A 14,875-nucleotide genomic window follows, 5' to 3' on the forward strand; every position below is an offset into this window, starting at 1 on the left:
AATTTAACTATTTCTCAGCAACAGAGAATTACTGGGCTGCGGTCCAAACAAAATTGGCAACCGTGTCATGGCACCAGGTTTCTGGACTAAACTTTCTTATATAGGTTCTCAACATATTTGCCGTATCCGTTGAAAGGCTCGGTTTTTACCAGGTCACCACTATCAATCATTCGCTCAGTGGCTTGTGACCAACGTGGGTGGGGAACTGCCGGATTTACGTTCGATTCAAAGGGATATTCACTGGGAGCAAGCGTTTCCCACAGTGTGGCCGGTTGGGTCTCAACTAAATCAATCTTCACAATCGATTTGATGCTTTTGTACCCATATTTCCACGGAACAATGATCCGAATGGGAGCGCCATGCTGTTTCGGCAGCGGCTTGCCATAAATGCCAGTCACCACCATGGTCAGAGGGTTCATGGCTTCTTCCAAACGCAAACCCTCCGTGTAGGGCCAGGGATAATCGCTCAGTCTTGCAATTCCCGGCGCCTGATCAGGCCGGTTGAATGTTTCGAACCGCACAAACCTGGCCCCGGATTTTGGTGCGATTTTATCAAGCAGTTTTTTCAATGGAAACCCGGTCCAGGGAACAATCATTGCCCAGGCCTCCACGCAACGGAAACGATAGACCCGCTCCTCCAGCGTCATCATCTCGATCATTTCCTGCACATCCACCTTCATCGGTTTTTCAATCAGGCCACCGATCTGGATGGGCCAGGGTGAAGTCACAAACTTATCAGTGAGCTTGTGCACCCGATCTTTCACCGTGGAGAACTCGTAAAAATTATTGTAAGTGGCGGCAGTCTTTTCATTCGTCAGTGGCCAACCGGGATTGAACTCGGGATTGCGCGGCGCGGGATATTTGGAAGAATCTGATTTGGCCGACTGCACCGCACCGGTGGTAACACCAGAACCTGAACCGCCGGATTCGGATACAGGCTTGGAACAACCGATCATTGTGCTGGAAAGGATTCCAGCTCCCAGAAAGCCCATCTGCTTCAAAAAACTCCGGCGATTCCAATAGAGTGACTCAGGAGTCACCAATTTTTCAGGAATGTGCCAACCGGGTCGTTTAATGATGTTAGCCATAAACGTAAGATGAGTCAGAATTGCAAATATTCAAAGTTTGATTTCGATTTATCCGCCTCAGTCCAGATAAGGCTCAATGACCTGTTTCCAAATCTTATATCCTTGCTCATTCATGTGCAAACGGTCACTCACATATATTTCCGGGCGCGGTTTGCCTTCCGGACTAAGCATGGGATGAAATACATCTATGAAGACGAGGTTGTTTGCTTTGCAGAAGGTTTCAACCAATTGATTTGCCTGCTTTACCTTTTCGACTTCCGACCAACGTGAAGGATTCGTGGCGATGGAGATAAAAGCAATTTTTGTTTGCGGCAGCTTCTCGTGGACTTTGGTTACAAATGTCTTGAAGTCGCTGAAAACCTGTTCAGGACTTTTCCCATAATTAATGTCATTGCCTCCGGCATAAATGACAATCATTTTGGGTTGATAGGGGATTACAATCCGATCGGCAAAGGCAATTGAGTCGCTGATATGTGAGCCGCCGAATCCACGATTGATCACCTTATGCGTGGGAAAATCCGCTGTCAGGGTGGTCCACTTCCGGATGCTGGAACTACCAACGAACAAGATGACGTTCTTGGGAGGAGGATTAGTTTTGTCCGCAGCCTCAAACGCGGCAATTTCCTTTTCGAACAGCGTTTCACTATGCTCTGGTTTTGTTTTGGTCTGGGCATGACCTGTGACTGAGAAAAGGGAAAGTAGAAGGGCAGCGGTAACAAAAGTTCTGCGGGATAAATGGTTGATCGACATGATTGGATAATGGTTGGATGAAGATGGCAAATAAAGACAAAATATAGCCTGTTTGTGCACTTTTTACTTCATGCCGGAGGACGGTTGAGCCATTGTTAATCCATGGGTTCGTTATCCGATGAAGAAATCAAACACGCAGTAAAGCAGGCTCTTGCCGAAGATGTCGGCACCGGAGATGTGACTACCCTTTCCACCGTGCCTGAAACCGCCAAGCTGAAAGCGGTGATGAAAGCTCGCGAGCCTCTAGTCGTCGCAGGATTGGCCTTTGCAGAAACTGCCTTTCGCGAACTCTCCGCCGACGTAAAGCTTCAAACTGGCTCAAAAGATGGTAAGGCCCTCAAAGCAGGACAAGACCTGTTACATATTGAAGGACCAGCGCGTGCCGTCCTCACTGCAGAACGGGTCGCCCTGAATTTCGTGCAACGACTCTCCGGTGTAGCGACCATTACTGCCCGATATGTCGAAGCCATCAAGGGGACTCGCGCCAGGATTTTGGATACACGCAAAACCACTCCCGGTTGGCGGCGCTTTGAGAAATATGCGGTCGCCTGTGGTGGAGGGCAGAATCATCGCATCGGTCTTTATGACATGGTGCTAATCAAGGACAATCATCTTGCCGCCTTGCGGGACGAGTTGCCAAATGCCATTGAAGTGGCCGTGAAACGGGCGCGGGAGAAGTACCCGGAGCTCAAGGTGGAAGTGGAAGCGGACACACTTGAGCAGGTGGAGCAGGCTGCTTCCGCCGGGGCGGACTTTATACTCCTGGATAACATGAATCCGGACCAGTTGCGTGCCGCCATCCAATTGATCAAAGGCCGCTCCCAAACCGAAGCCAGTGGCGGAGTGAACCTATCCACAATTCGTGGGATTGCGGAAAGCGGGGTTGATTTTATTTCAGTAGGTGCGCTCACGCATTCGGCGCGGGCGGTGGATATTGGATTGGATTTTGAAGAATAAAGTTGAAATGACAATCGACACTCAGATTCTCGCCGCCTTGCGTGCCGCCGGAACCAACGGCGTGGCGGGCACGGAACTTTCTCAGAAACTGGGCATCAGCCGGGCGGCCATTTGGGCGCGGATTGAAGAGTTGCGCAAGTTGGGTTATGAAATTGAGGCCAGCCCGCATCTTGGATATTGCCTGTTGAGCGTTCCCGATGTGTTGCATGCGGATGATTTGCTTTCCAGTCTTAAGACCGAAGTTATTGGCCGCGACATCCGTGTTTTCGAGGAGACTACTTCGACCAATGATGTGGTCGAACGTCTCGCTCGCGATGGCGTCAAGGAAGGGGTCGTGGTCTTTGCCGAATCACAGACGAAGGGCAGGGGAAGGTTGGGACGCATATGGATGTCGCCCGCACGTCAAGGATTATGGTTTTCCATTCTGCTTCGACCGCAGTTGCGGCCCACCTCAGTGACTCAGTTGACCATTGCGGCTGCGACTGCCTTGTTCCGGGCTATTCGCAGCCAAACTGGTGTCAGGCCTGAAATTAAGTGGCCCAATGACATTTTGATAGATGGGAAGAAAGTTGCCGGCATCCTTACGGAGCTGAGCGCCGAACTGGACAAGGTCAAATATATCATTCTTGGCGTCGGTGTGGACGTCAACTTGAGCGCCGCTGATTTCCCACCCGAACTGCGTAAAATTGCCACTTCGCTCAAGGTTGAATCCGGTCAGCGGATAAATCGCGCCGAACTGGCAGTCAGGATTCTTCAGGAAATGGATCGGGATTATGAGCGGGTATGCTCTGGCCAGTTTGAATCCGTGGCTGGTGAGTGGGCGGAACACTGTTCAACCATTGGACGTAACGTCACCATTCATGTAGGTGATAGAAAAATACAAGGCTGCGCGGAGTCCCTGGATACAGATGGGGCATTGCTTGTGCGCACCCAGCACGGCCACCTGGAAAGAATCATTGGTGGCGATGTCAAGCTGGAGAAATAGAAACTACATTCATTCACTAAGAAAACCATGATACTGCTTTTCGATATTGGTAATACCAATACTCATCTCGGACTGGCTGATAAGTCACGGGTGATCCGGCAGGCGAATGTTCCCACTGCCAGTTGGTTTAAGGGTGAGGCCGGTAAATTGGTGGAAAAGTTTGTCGGCAGGAATAAACTGGAGGGAGTCTCCATGTGCAGTGTGGTGCCCCGTGCCACGCCCAGAGTCAAACGGACCGCCAAGCAGACTTGGGGACTGGACTGTCTTGAATTGAGTCCTAGAACGATTTGCGGAGTGGGAATCGAATATCCAAAACCAAAAACAATTGGACCAGATCGTTTGGCAAATGCGGTAGCTGTCACTCATCATTTTGGAGCTCCGGCAGTCGTAGTCGATTTCGGCACCGCTGTGACTTTTGACGTCGTTGATGTTGCGCGGAACTATGTCGGCGGCATTATTGCCCCGGGCCTGGCTGCCATGACGGAGTATCTTCACGAAAAAACCGCGCTACTGCCCCGGATCAAGATTCGCGAGGAAAAAGCTGTTATCGGCAAGAATACCCGGCAGGCAATGTTGATCGGCGCTGTCCACGGTTATCGCGGTCTCATTCGCGAACTTATTGCCGAACTTAAGCGCGATTTGAAAGCTTCAAGGCTGCCGGTCGTGGCCACCGGTGGTTACGCCGAATTGATCGCGGCGAAATTGCCGGAAATTACTGCTGTCGACCAGTTGCTCACCCTGGAGGGGTTGCGGCTCGTTTGGAATGGAAATAAGAATTTGAAAACCGCCGGATCACGGTGACAAGGATTTCAATCACTTTCTCAACCCTCGACACAACACGACTTTATTGGCAATCTCCGCCCGAATGAATCGCATTGTCGAACGCTTCGCCGGACTGAAAAACCGCGGGCAAAAGGGATTTGTCGTGTATATTGGCGCTGGTGATCCCAATCTTGAAGCCACGCGCCAGTTGGCGCTCGCTTTTGATAAAATCGGCGTGGATGTGTTGGAGTTGGGTGTCCCCTTCAGCGATCCGTTGGCAGACGGCCTGGTAAACCAACTGGCCGCCCAACGCGGCTTGGAGTCCGGCACCACACCCACCAAGGTTTTGGAGACGATAAAATCCATTCGCAAGGAATCCAAAATACCGCTCGTCCTTTACATTTATTTCAACTTGCTGCATCGCCACGGGTTTCAAAAATTTATTCAGGACGCAGCTGCTGCGGGTGTGGACGGCTTGCTTGTTCTCGATCTTCCGCCGGAGGAGTCTGAGAACTATGAGGCAATGATGCGTGAGGCTGGACTTTGCGTGATTTATCTCGTGGCCCCCACCACGCCGGATGATCGCATTGGGCTGATTGTGAAACGTGGAATGGGATTCATCTACTATGTTTCGCGCGAAGGGGTAACCGGCATGCAAACCAAGGTTTCCGACACCATCTCGACCATGACGGCAAAGATTCGGGCTCATACCCAATTGCCCATCGCGGTCGGGTTTGGAATTTCGAATCCCGAGCAGGCGCGCGCGGTGGCGGCCAGCGCGGAAGCCATAGTTGTTGGCAGCGCAATCGTGAACCAGATTGCTCAGCATGGGAAGAGCCCGGATTTGGTTCCCAAAGGTCACTGAATTTGTAAAGTCACTGGCGGATGCAAATTAAGAAATAGTTTTGGTTTAAGCTCGTTCTGAACCAGAGTTGAAGCTGAAAAAGGATTATGCGAGGCAAAACTGATACGAATAATCGGTACGTGATCATCATGGCTGGCGGCAAGGGTGAACGATTCTGGCCCGTAAGCCGTCAAAAGACACCGAAACAACTCATTACACTGCTGGGGAAACGTTCCTTTCTACAGCAGGCGGTTGATCGTGTTCTACCGCTGGTGCCTCTCAAGAACATCATCATTATCACCAATGAAGTGCAGGCGCCGACAGTGCGTAAGCAACTACCGAAGTTGCCGAAGGAAAACATCATTGCTGAGCCATGCGGCCGCGATACCTGTGCCGCTGTCACTCTGGGTGCGGCCATTGTTGGCGCCCGTTCAACCACTGCCGTGATGGCAGTCCTGCCCGCCGACCATGTTATTCCCGAGGAGAAAAAGTTTCAGCAGGTACTTTCGGATGCATTCAATCTCGCGGCACGGGGCCAGGTTATTGTGACCATCGGCATCAAGCCAACTGAAGCAGCCACAGGTTATGGTTATATCCATACCGGCGCAGCGCTTCCAACTCCTGAAGGTGCAAAGCCGAGCAAAACAACCTTCTACAAAGCTGAGCGATTCGTCGAGAAGCCTGACTATGACAGGGCTGTGGAATATCTAAACAGCGGGCAATACCGTTGGAATGCCGGAATGTTTATTTGGTCTTTTGTTACCGTGACCGAAGGCTTGCAGAAACATCAGCCGGAAATGTACGAAGCCTGCCAGCGCTGGTTCAAGGTCGCCAACAATCCCGCCAAACTGAAGCGGGTTTTGGAGAAGGAGTATCCGAACATCAAAAAAATCTCCATCGACTTTGCTTTGATGGAACACGCACAGAACGTGGTAGTGGCGGACGGATCATTTGAGTGGGACGATCTCGGTTCCTGGACAGCCCTGGCGCGACATTTGAAACCCGATGCTGAAGGGAATTGTGCCGTGGGCGATTTCATTCATGTCGATGCCGCACGTAATATTATCTTTGATGCCCGCACAAAAAACCGCACTCCTATTGCTGTGGTTGGACTGAGGGATTCGATTCTGGTTCAGACGGATGATGCCATTTTGCTCGCCCACAAGAGCCAGGCCCAGAAAATCAAGGAATTGGTGGTCAAACTCACCAACGATAAAGCCTACAAAAAACTTGTTTAAACCGAGTTACCCTAAAAACCATGCTTGGCTAAAAAACTTTCTCCAGTTGAATCTCCTCTTTCTCCATCCCCGATAGAATAAAGTAAAACTCGCTGCCTTGGCCAGGCCAGCTCCTGACGCCAATCCGTCCCCCGTGGGCGATGACAATTTCTCGTGCGATGGATAGACCCAGTCCGGCGCCGGTCTTTGTCTGGCCGGGCACACGATAGAAACGATCAAAGATGTGGTCCTGATACTCCTCCGGAATTCCAGGACCGAAGTCACGCACGATAAACTGGACATCGAAATCATCGGACCACCTCGCCGAGAAAATGACGCGGCTTCCGATGGGAGAGTATTTGATGGCGTTGTTTAACAGGTTCGTGAACACGTGGTCAATGCGCTGGCGATCGACCCAGACGAGAGGCAATTCCGGATCCACCTCGCACACGAGATTCAGTTCACGTGCGGCGGCGGCATCATGCACAATGTCATTTATGTGCCGGACCAATTCAGCTGGCGAGGTCTTCTCTTTGTACAGGTCAGAATTGCCTTGCTCCAGCCTGGTCAAATCGAGCAGGTCATTCAAAATCCGTAATAGTCGTTCTGAATCATCGCGGGCGGTTTCGATCAATTCGGATTGCTTGGGAGTTAACACGCCGACAGTTTTTTCCAGCAAAAGATGAAGCACCATCCGGACACTGGTCAGAGGTGTTCTGATTTCATGGCTGACGGTGGCGACCAGATTGGTCTTGGCATCGTCCAACAGCCGAAAGCGGGTGACATCATACAAAACAATCGCCACGCCAAAGAGATCTTCATCCTCATTCCTCATCGGAAGAATGCGAGGCAAATAAAACCGTTCATCTCCCCCCAACCTGAAGTGAACCACTTCCTTAAAGCTGTTGGGCAGGAAACTCTCACCATCAGCCAGCGCCTTGCGAGCCGTTTTCTGCAGCCGCTCGGGCAGCTCATTTTTCAGGTCCAAGTCTTCGGCAAGATCCATGGCGGCCGGATTCATCAACTCAATCCTGCCTTCCTTGTTGAGTACAAAAATGGGATCAGGAAAGGTGGCCAGGGTGGACTCCATGGTTTTGTGAAGCCGAATGATTTTCTCCGCCGTGGTTTCACGATAGGCACGCAACCGTGCGGCCATTTTGTTAAAAGATTCCGCCAGGTCGCCGAGTTCATCACGCGTGGTAACCGGCACCAGTTGGTCGAGGTTTCCTTCACCCAATTCATGGGTCGCGCGCGTGAGGGCTTGTATGGGCTGCAGAATGGAACGGGCGAGATGGAAACAGGCATAGCTGGCTATTACCAGGGCTATCAACATTCCAATGATCATCAACTGGGTGACGTAAGTGGAGATTTTCTTTACATTTTGCGTGGTGGCCAGGATGGCATTTTGGTTTTCGTTATGAATTTTTTCCAATTCGGAGAAAAGGCCGTCGTGTGCTGGAATCAAATTCCGCTGATATACCTGTACCTGCGTGTTGTGGTTGGTATGAGAGAGAATGTTTCTGCCGGCATCCCTGAAGGCCTCGTAGAAGACTTTTAACCGGAGATCAGCCGCCTGCGCAGCCGCCGTCTTGGGATTGCCCAGGTGAATCGCAAGACTTTCTTCAAATGCCTTCCGGTTTTGCTCGAAAATGGACTTCCCCAGGCCCTTGCTCGCGCGGTTGGCCTGCGGATCATCCAGGAGCAGGTTCTTGACCGGATCCCACATGCGATCCAATGCATAGGTCATTTCCTTCGCCGCAATGACACTGCGGTAATTTCCAGTGACGTTTACATCGACGTTGGCGGTAATTCGTGAGAAGAGGACGATGGCATAAATCCCAATTGCCAGCAGGATTACCACGAAAGGAACCAGGCTCAAAAATAAACGTGTACGCAACATAATGCTGGAATATTTTCTGGTAAATTAGTGCGATTTTAATTCCCCCCACCAGAAGAATTTCTTCCACAGGGCGAGGCTGGGCAGTTGGTTTCTCAAAGTGATATTTTCTTGCGTTTGCGATAAAGGGTGGCGGGATCAATGCCAAGGATTTGAGCGGCCTCTTCCATGGTGGTGGTGCGTTCGATCACCTTTCTGATGTGTTCGTTTTCAAGCTCCTCGAGCGTAATCAGGGCGCCTAAGTGAGTGGATCGGCTTTCATTCAGAAGCACTGACTGGCTCATCTTGTCGGGAAGGTCAATGACTTCCAGCTGGCTGCCACCAGCCAGGATGACTGCTCGCTCCACTATGTTCCGCAACTCGCGGAGATTACCCGGCCAATTATAATTTTGGACCGCCTGTTCTGCCGCTGGCGAAAAGCCCTTGATCTGTTTGCCACATTGTTTCGCGAAAAAACGGAGGTAACCGTTAGCGATCCGTTGAACGTCCGCTGAACGTTCCCGCAGGGGAGGCAGACTGAGGGAAATGACATTCAGACGGTAGAAAAGATCTTCCCGGAACTTGCCCTCCTGAACCGCCTGTTCAAGATTGCGATTTGTTGCCGCGATCACACGCACGTTGGCATGACGGATCTTGTTTTCACCGACCCTTTCATATTCCTTTTCCTGTAAAAGTCGCAATAACTTCGGTTGAATCTCCAGAGGTAGATCGCCAATTTCATCCATGAACAAGGTGCCGCCATCGGCGAGCGAAACTTTGCCCCACGTTTCCGTGATTGCTCCAGTGAACGCACCTTTAACATGGCCGAATAATTCGCTCTCCAACAGCTCACGGGAAAGACTCGGGCAACTTACCGTCACAAAAGCATTTTCCCTCTGAGGACTGTTTTCATGAATGGTCCGGGCCAAAACCGTCTTGCCGGTTCCGCTTTCGCCAAGGATCATAATGGTCGCCGGGCTCCCGGCAGCCTTGAAGGCAATCTCAAAAACCCGCTGTACTGCCGGCTCGGAAGTGGTCAGGTCAGTGGTGGGAGAGTCTGTGGACAAACGGGTTTCCAACTCAGCTACACGGCCTTCGAGCTTGCGACGCTGAACGATTTTTGACAGCACCTGCCGAAGTTGGTCGGGGGTAAAAGGCTTTGCCAAAAAATCCACAGCGCCAGCGCGAATTGCTTCCACTGCGTTTTCGATGGTTGAAAAGGCCGTAAAGACCACAATGTCCAGACGAGGATTGATTTTCAGCAGCTTGGGAAGAACATCCAATCCATTTTCACTACCTAACTTCAGGTCCAAAAAGGCGACATCGAAGTGCGAGCCATCAAGGTTTTTAAGGGCCACGGCACTGGTTTCGGCTCCCAAGGTTTCATACCCCATGCCTTCCAGCGCTATGGCGGTGGTTTTCCGAATGTTTGCCTCGTCGTCAATTATCAGCAGGCGCATACAATTTTGAATTATTTCGGCTAATGATAGCCTATTGAAGTTGAGAAGGTAAGTGTTAAAAATATGGAAATAGGAACGACTTTTACCAATGCGGGAACGGAAAAGAAGAACCCCAAACTCTGGGATAAGGGGAAGCAGAGTTTGGGGTTGGGGGTGGGACAAGTCCGTTTATATGTAACTACACGATAAAGCTGATTTGAATATCTCCGGTACCTGCATGCTATTTCCCTCTCGGATTCTTCGTAACCCTTTTCTTTTCACAAGTGCTTGCTGGTTAAAAGTTGGGTGGCTGATTGTCCGGAGCGGAGATATCCCATTTAGTTAAACTTTGATTTGGCGTTCTCATACGCCTGCTGCAGATTGTTAAATGCCGTCGTACAGCCGTCTTTGGCTTTGTCCCAAACTTCCTGGCTCGAACTCTTTAACTCATCAAACTTTTTGCCAACCGTATCTCTTTGTTCCCGCAGGGAAGAGATGGTCTTGTCTGCCTGAACTTTGGCATCATCCTTGTAACTCTCAGATTTTTTTGACAATTCACCGATCTTGGAATCCAGGTCTTTCATTTGCGTTTCAAATGCTGAGACGACCTGATCCTTGCTCTTTCCGGCGAAATCCCTGGCACTGCCCAGTGCGTCTTTTGACTTTTGCACCGCATTGTGGGCGGCCGCACTAGCCGCATCGGCGGATTGATCCTCACGAGTGCACCCCACAACCGTTGTGGTAATAAGCAGTGCAGCAAGATAACAATTCATTTTCATTCGTTCTTTTGTTTCCAATGGTTTCACACTCGTTGGATTTTTCGGACCAAATCTAAAGTCAAGCATTCAAGCCCGTTTGCGACCCACAATTAAAGACACTAAAAACATGATTAAAAAAATGGCGAACAATAATTGCGCGATCCCCGCTGCTGTGCCGGCAATGCCGGTAAAACCAAGTAACGCCGCGAGCAACGCAATGATTAGGAAAGTCAGAGTCCAACTTAACATATCAATTCCTTTGTCAGGACGATTTGGGATTGGGGAGGTTTTAAAGCAGTTGCCTGCTTGGACTGGCGACTTGCCACAACACTGGAGCAACGAATTTGACCACGGATTGGGTGGATCTTGCGAATGTGTATTTCCCTGGCCTCATCGACCCACCACGCAGGCTGGATAACGCGAGCTACCTGAGGCGCTGCTTTCATCCCGAGTTTTGCTGGTTTATCATTCATGGTTGCTTCTCCGTGTTGCAAGTTCACCACTAAGCGTAAGGTGTGCCAAGTGGAATGGTAGAACATAAACCCTTGCGGGTCAGGAGCTAATAAATATTAAGAAAGCTTGGCTGATTCGCGTCCAGGGTGTTGTTTCCATGCAAGATGCGAACTGCTCTGTCTCAGCGAATTGCACAATGCACGAACAACTCCTTCGAATTCAGAAGAAAAAAACCGATCTCCGGCGGGCCTGCCGAAGATCGGTTTGAAAAATGAAAGGCGGGCTACGATTCCCGAACTGTGGCCTGAATGGTGCGCTTCAACTGTTCCACCAGTTTTTCCTGCGCCGCGTTTACTTCGGCATCCGTCAGGGTGCGCTCTGGATTGCGGTAGGTGAAGGCATAAGCCATGCTCTTTTGTCCATCCGGGACGTTCTTCCCTCTGAAAACGTCAAACAGTTCGATCGCCTCAAGGTTTTGGGGCTTGGTTTGCCTGACCGTGTTTAGCACCGCTTCGTGCGTCGTAGCTTCTGGAACCAGCATGGCTACGTCGCGGCGAATGGCAGGATAGGCCGGAAGCGCTTTAAAGGTCTTGGATTGATTGCGACGGGCGAGCAGGAGATCGAGATTCAACTCGGCGAGCAACACCGCATCGCGCAGGTCATAATGTTTTGCCAAAGCGGGTAGTAACTGGCCCATCTCGCCAAGGGCATTCTTCCCGAGACTAATCGTGGCCGATTCAAGAAAGAGCCCGGTGCTGTCCGGGCGACGGGCATGGTTCACTCCACGCACGCCGAAGTGTTCCAGGAACTCTTCGAGAATGCCTTTTAAGTCATAGACATCAACTTTGGGCTTCGCGGTCCTCACCTGACCAGAACAGGGAATGACGCCGTCCGGTAAGGGCAATTGAAACCCGACGCTCTTCCTTAATCTGGCCATTCGTTTGCGTGAAGACACGGCCAATTTCAAATAGCGCTACATCCCCATTCTTTCTGTTTAGGTTATGGTGAAGCGAATCCAGCAGGCCTGGGAGCAGACTTGGCCGCAAGACGTTCATTTCACTGCTGAGCGGGTTTTCCAACGCAACCAAATCGGCACTGGTCAACCTGGCGGAAGCATCTGAAATTAATGTCTGGCCCTGGGCTTCATTAAGTCCCAATCCGGTGAGCAGGCGACGGGCTTCAGAGATTTCATCGAAGATGGGATCAAACTCATTCAATCCAATGACGCCGCGCGGAGGTGTGGCGGGAATATTATCGATTCCATACATCCGGGCGATTTCCTCGACGAGATCAATCTCACTCTTTAGGTCAACCCGAAAGGTTGGCACTTCAACCATGCAATATTCATCCGCATTTTGGATGGGAACCTGCAAACCGAGTTGGCGCAGATACTGCAGGTTCTGTGTGGGCGTAATTTTCACTCCCATCAAGTCACTGACTTTATGGTGGCGCAGAGTGAGCTCCTTGCGATGAGCCGGGTGAGGGTAAGCATCAATTACTCCCTCGCAAAGCTGACCGCCAGCCGTTTGAAGAATGAGTTGCGCAGCGCGCTGGCTGGCCCAATCGCAGATGCCCACATCAGCACCACGTTCGAAGCGGTAGGAGGATTCTGTGCGGAGCTCCAACTTTTTGGAGGTGGCGCGAATATTCTGCGGTTTGAAATACGCACTCTCAATCAGGACATCAACTGTCTGATCGTTAATCTCCGTGTTCTGTCCACCCATGATGCCGGCAAGCGCAATTGGCTTGGTTTCATCCGCGATGAGCAGGGCTTGATTTGTTAATGTGCGTTCCTGGCCATCAAGCGTTTTGAATTTTTCACCTTCGAGGGCGCGGCGGACCACAATCGTAGGACGAGTGCCTTCTTTTGCCTGCAACAGGTGATAATCAAACGCGTGCAACGGTTGGCCAATTTCCAGCATCACATAATTAGTCACATCAACAACGTTGCTGATGCTGCGAATGCCAACCTTTTCGAGGCTGTTGCGCAGCCAATCGGGGCTGGGACCAACTTTTACACCACGAATGATGCGCGCCGAATACCGCGGGCAGAGTTCTGCATCTTCGACGCGAACACCCACCAGGCTGTTCACCTTGTCTTGGGATATGGAAGTCGTCGGGATTTCAATGCCTGGCATCCTCAATGGATTGCCGGTGACTGCGCTGATCTCGCGGGCAATGCCAATCACGCTGTTCAAATCGGGACGGTTGGGCGTGATCTCCAGGTCATACACCACATCTCCAGCTGAACGACCGAGATATTCCGCAAAAGGCTGGCCCACCTTGGCGTCGGGAGAGAGAATCAAAAGTCCATCCACCTGGTCCGGCAGGCCGAGTTCTTGAGGTGAGCAGAGCATGCCTTGAGATTCCACACCGCGAATCTTGCCCACCTTGATGGTGAAAGGCTGCTCACCGGGCTTGGCGGGCAGGGAGGCTCCGGGAAGAATTAGCGGCACCTTGTCACCAGCACTGAAATTCTGTGCGCCGCAAACGATCTGGCGTTCGGTCATGCCGTCGTTGACCCGACAAAGCGAGAGACGATCGGCATTCGGGTGCTTGTCTTTGGTGATGACCTGCGCGACTACAACTCCTTCAAATTCGCCGCCGAGCTTTTCCACGCCCTCCACCTCGATGCCAATCATCGTCAGGCGATCCGCCAATTGCTCGGGCGACCAGTTGAAATCCACGTATTGCTTAAGCCAGTTGAGAGTGACTTTCATGGGATAAATCGAATCAAAATTGTTTCAGAAAACGCACATCGTTCTCATAGAAGAGACGGATGTCATTGATTTCATAACGGAGCATGGCGATGCGTTCGATGCCGAAACCAAATGCCCAGCCAGTCCAGATTTCCGGATCATAGCCGACGGTTTCGAACACCTTGGGATGCACCATCCCGCAGCCGGCAATTTCCAGCCATTCCTTCCCCATCTTTCGAACCATCGCGCTCGAAAAATCGATTTCAAAACTTGGCTCTGTATATGAAAAGTAATGTGGGCGAAACCGGACTCGCACATCGTTTCCCAATAATTCCTGAAAAACGAATTCCACCGTGCCCTTCAAATCCCCAATGGTCACGCGCTTGTCAACGTAAAGGCCTTCAATCTGTTGGAAGGTCGGATTATGTGTGGCGTCCGCATTGTCCCGGCGATAAACGCGTCCCGGAGCAATGATGCGCACGGGCGGTGGTTGCTTCTCCATCACACGAATCTGGACGGAGGAAGTATGTGTGCGCAGCAACTGCCGGTTTGGCGTGGCCAGATAAAAAGTATCCTGCGAATCACGGGCGGGATGATCGGCCGGGGTGTTGAGCGCGTCGAAGCAATGGTATTCATCCTCAATCTCCGGACCGTCCGCGACTGCGAATCCAATTTTGCGAAATGCGCGAACGATATCCTCGGTAACCTGGGTGAGGGGATGCAGCTTGCCCAATGTGCGACGACGTCCTGGCAGAGTGAAATCAGTCGGTTCCTTCGGCAGGGCCGCTTTGAGTTCCAATTCCGCGCGGCGAGCGACGAGCGCTGCTTCCAATTCTGCCTTCGCCTGGTTGATAAGCTTTCCGGCGGCTGGTTTTTCCTCTTTCGAGAGAGTCCCGAGTTGCTTCATCAAGCCGGTGAACTTGCCTTGTGCGCCAAGATAGGAGCCTTTGGTTTGCTCCAATGCTCCGAGATCGGTGGCGGCGTGGAGGTCAGCAATGGCAGCCTGCTTGAGCGGTTCAATTTGATCCAGGAATGACATAAATTCGA

The 14,875-nt window shown here is 51.3% G+C and carries 15 protein-coding genes; 6 read left to right on the top strand and 9 right to left on the bottom strand.

Translation table 11 applies throughout. The annotated features are described in order from the left end of the window. Nucleotides 1–86: 86 nt before the first annotated feature. Both msrP and CFLAV_RS15670 read right to left on the bottom strand, forming a co-directional pair. Entirely contained in the window at nucleotides 87–1,088 is a 1,002-nt protein-coding gene (gene msrP, locus CFLAV_RS15665) for a protein-methionine-sulfoxide reductase catalytic subunit MsrP (RefSeq protein WP_007415744.1), read from the bottom strand. A gap of 57 nt (nucleotides 1,089–1,145) precedes the next feature. Further along, nucleotides 1,146–1,838, bottom strand: coding sequence for an SGNH/GDSL hydrolase family protein (locus CFLAV_RS15670; RefSeq protein ID WP_007415745.1), 693 nt, complete (start codon nucleotides 1,836–1,838; stop codon nucleotides 1,146–1,148). Nucleotides 1,839–1,940: 102 nt separating this feature from the next. On the opposite strand from CFLAV_RS15670, the gene nadC reads away from it, so the two are divergent. The 5 genes from nadC (at nucleotide 1,941) to CFLAV_RS15695 (ending at nucleotide 6,624) form a co-directional block, all read left to right on the top strand. After that, entirely contained in the window at nucleotides 1,941–2,795 is an 855-nt protein-coding gene (nadC, locus tag CFLAV_RS15675; protein WP_007415746.1) for a carboxylating nicotinate-nucleotide diphosphorylase, read from the top strand. 7 nt (nucleotides 2,796–2,802) lie between these two features. Next, nucleotides 2,803–3,780, top strand: coding sequence for a biotin--[acetyl-CoA-carboxylase] ligase (locus tag CFLAV_RS15680; protein ID WP_007415747.1), 978 nt, complete (start codon nucleotides 2,803–2,805; stop codon nucleotides 3,778–3,780). A 27-nt stretch (nucleotides 3,781–3,807) separates the two neighbouring features. Continuing rightward, complete coding sequence (locus CFLAV_RS15685) at nucleotides 3,808–4,581, top strand: type III pantothenate kinase (protein WP_007415748.1); 774 nt, start codon at nucleotides 3,808–3,810, stop codon at nucleotides 4,579–4,581. Between the two features lie 64 nt (nucleotides 4,582–4,645). Continuing rightward, the gene (trpA, locus tag CFLAV_RS15690) at nucleotides 4,646–5,407 is read left to right on the top strand and encodes a tryptophan synthase subunit alpha (RefSeq protein WP_007415749.1); all 762 of its coding nucleotides are present in this window, start codon (nucleotides 4,646–4,648) and stop codon (nucleotides 5,405–5,407) included. An 86-nt stretch (nucleotides 5,408–5,493) separates the two neighbouring features. Next, complete coding sequence (locus tag CFLAV_RS15695; RefSeq protein WP_007415750.1) at nucleotides 5,494–6,624, top strand: mannose-1-phosphate guanylyltransferase; 1,131 nt, start codon at nucleotides 5,494–5,496, stop codon at nucleotides 6,622–6,624. Nucleotides 6,625–6,652: 28 nt separating this feature from the next. On the opposite strand, the gene CFLAV_RS15700 is transcribed toward CFLAV_RS15695, so the two are convergent. Beyond that, the gene (locus CFLAV_RS15700; RefSeq protein WP_007415751.1) at nucleotides 6,653–8,503 is read right to left on the bottom strand and encodes a HAMP domain-containing sensor histidine kinase; all 1,851 of its coding nucleotides are present in this window, start codon (nucleotides 8,501–8,503) and stop codon (nucleotides 6,653–6,655) included. 92 nt (nucleotides 8,504–8,595) lie between these two features. Beyond that, nucleotides 8,596–9,939 carry a sigma-54-dependent transcriptional regulator gene (locus CFLAV_RS15705; RefSeq protein WP_007415752.1) on the bottom strand — a complete coding sequence of 448 codons (1,344 nt, stop codon included), beginning with the start codon at nucleotides 9,937–9,939 and terminating at the stop codon, nucleotides 8,596–8,598. A 63-nt stretch (nucleotides 9,940–10,002) separates the two neighbouring features. Here CFLAV_RS15705 and CFLAV_RS36960 point away from each other — a divergent pair, with 63 nt between their 5' ends. After that, entirely contained in the window at nucleotides 10,003–10,128 is a 126-nt protein-coding gene (locus CFLAV_RS36960; RefSeq protein WP_007415753.1) for a hypothetical protein, read from the top strand. Between the two features lie 128 nt (nucleotides 10,129–10,256). Here CFLAV_RS36960 and CFLAV_RS15710 read toward each other — a convergent pair whose 3' ends face one another. The 5 genes from CFLAV_RS15710 to pheS form a co-directional block, all read right to left on the bottom strand. Next, entirely contained in the window at nucleotides 10,257–10,697 is a 441-nt protein-coding gene (locus CFLAV_RS15710; protein WP_150107448.1) for a sll1863 family stress response protein, read from the bottom strand. A 66-nt stretch (nucleotides 10,698–10,763) separates the two neighbouring features. Further along, nucleotides 10,764–10,925 (bottom strand): DUF1328 domain-containing protein, encoded by a 162-nt coding sequence (locus CFLAV_RS34170; RefSeq protein WP_007415755.1) that lies wholly within the window; start codon nucleotides 10,923–10,925, stop codon nucleotides 10,764–10,766. A 487-nt stretch (nucleotides 10,926–11,412) separates the two neighbouring features. Beyond that, the gene (locus CFLAV_RS36140; RefSeq protein ID WP_007415757.1) at nucleotides 11,413–11,994 is read right to left on the bottom strand and encodes a phenylalanine--tRNA ligase subunit beta-related protein; all 582 of its coding nucleotides are present in this window, start codon (nucleotides 11,992–11,994) and stop codon (nucleotides 11,413–11,415) included. After that, a complete protein-coding gene (gene pheT / locus CFLAV_RS15725) occupies nucleotides 11,969–13,849 on the bottom strand; it encodes a phenylalanine--tRNA ligase subunit beta (protein ID WP_007415758.1) in 1,881 nt (626 codons plus the stop codon). Before pheT ends, CFLAV_RS36140 begins: the two co-directional genes overlap by 26 nt. 13 nt (nucleotides 13,850–13,862) lie before the next feature. Then, the gene (gene pheS, locus CFLAV_RS15730; RefSeq protein ID WP_007415759.1) at nucleotides 13,863–14,867 is read right to left on the bottom strand and encodes a phenylalanine--tRNA ligase subunit alpha; all 1,005 of its coding nucleotides are present in this window, start codon (nucleotides 14,865–14,867) and stop codon (nucleotides 13,863–13,865) included. Between the last annotated feature and the right edge of the window lie 8 nt (nucleotides 14,868–14,875).

This window comes from Pedosphaera parvula Ellin514, assembly GCF_000172555.1.
GTDB lineage: Bacteria > Verrucomicrobiota > Verrucomicrobiia > Limisphaerales > Pedosphaeraceae > Pedosphaera.

Excerpts from the sequence above, each read along its gene's own strand:
- msrP (WP_007415744.1), bottom strand. The coding sequence starts at position 1,088 with ATGGCTAACATCATTAAACGACCCGGTTGGCACATTCCTGAAAAATTG.
- CFLAV_RS15670 (WP_007415745.1), bottom strand. The coding sequence starts at position 1,838 with ATGTCGATCAACCATTTATCCCGCAGAACTTTTGTTACCGCTGCCCTT.
- nadC (WP_007415746.1), top strand. The coding sequence starts at position 1,941 with ATGGGTTCGTTATCCGATGAAGAAATCAAACACGCAGTAAAGCAGGCT.
- CFLAV_RS15680 (WP_007415747.1), top strand. The coding sequence starts at position 2,803 with ATGACAATCGACACTCAGATTCTCGCCGCCTTGCGTGCCGCCGGAACC.
- CFLAV_RS15685 (WP_007415748.1), top strand. The coding sequence starts at position 3,808 with ATGATACTGCTTTTCGATATTGGTAATACCAATACTCATCTCGGACTG.
- trpA (WP_007415749.1), top strand. The coding sequence starts at position 4,646 with ATGAATCGCATTGTCGAACGCTTCGCCGGACTGAAAAACCGCGGGCAA.
- CFLAV_RS15695 (WP_007415750.1), top strand. The coding sequence starts at position 5,494 with ATGCGAGGCAAAACTGATACGAATAATCGGTACGTGATCATCATGGCT.
- CFLAV_RS15700 (WP_007415751.1), bottom strand. The coding sequence starts at position 8,503 with ATGTTGCGTACACGTTTATTTTTGAGCCTGGTTCCTTTCGTGGTAATC.
- CFLAV_RS15705 (WP_007415752.1), bottom strand. The coding sequence starts at position 9,939 with ATGCGCCTGCTGATAATTGACGACGAGGCAAACATTCGGAAAACCACC.
- CFLAV_RS36960 (WP_007415753.1), top strand. The coding sequence starts at position 10,003 with ATGGAAATAGGAACGACTTTTACCAATGCGGGAACGGAAAAGAAGAAC.
- CFLAV_RS15710 (WP_150107448.1), bottom strand. The coding sequence starts at position 10,697 with ATGAAAATGAATTGTTATCTTGCTGCACTGCTTATTACCACAACGGTT.
- CFLAV_RS34170 (WP_007415755.1), bottom strand. The coding sequence starts at position 10,925 with ATGTTAAGTTGGACTCTGACTTTCCTAATCATTGCGTTGCTCGCGGCG.
- pheT (WP_007415758.1), bottom strand. The coding sequence starts at position 13,849 with ATGAAAGTCACTCTCAACTGGCTTAAGCAATACGTGGATTTCAACTGG.
- pheS (WP_007415759.1), bottom strand. The coding sequence starts at position 14,867 with ATGTCATTCCTGGATCAAATTGAACCGCTCAAGCAGGCTGCCATTGCT.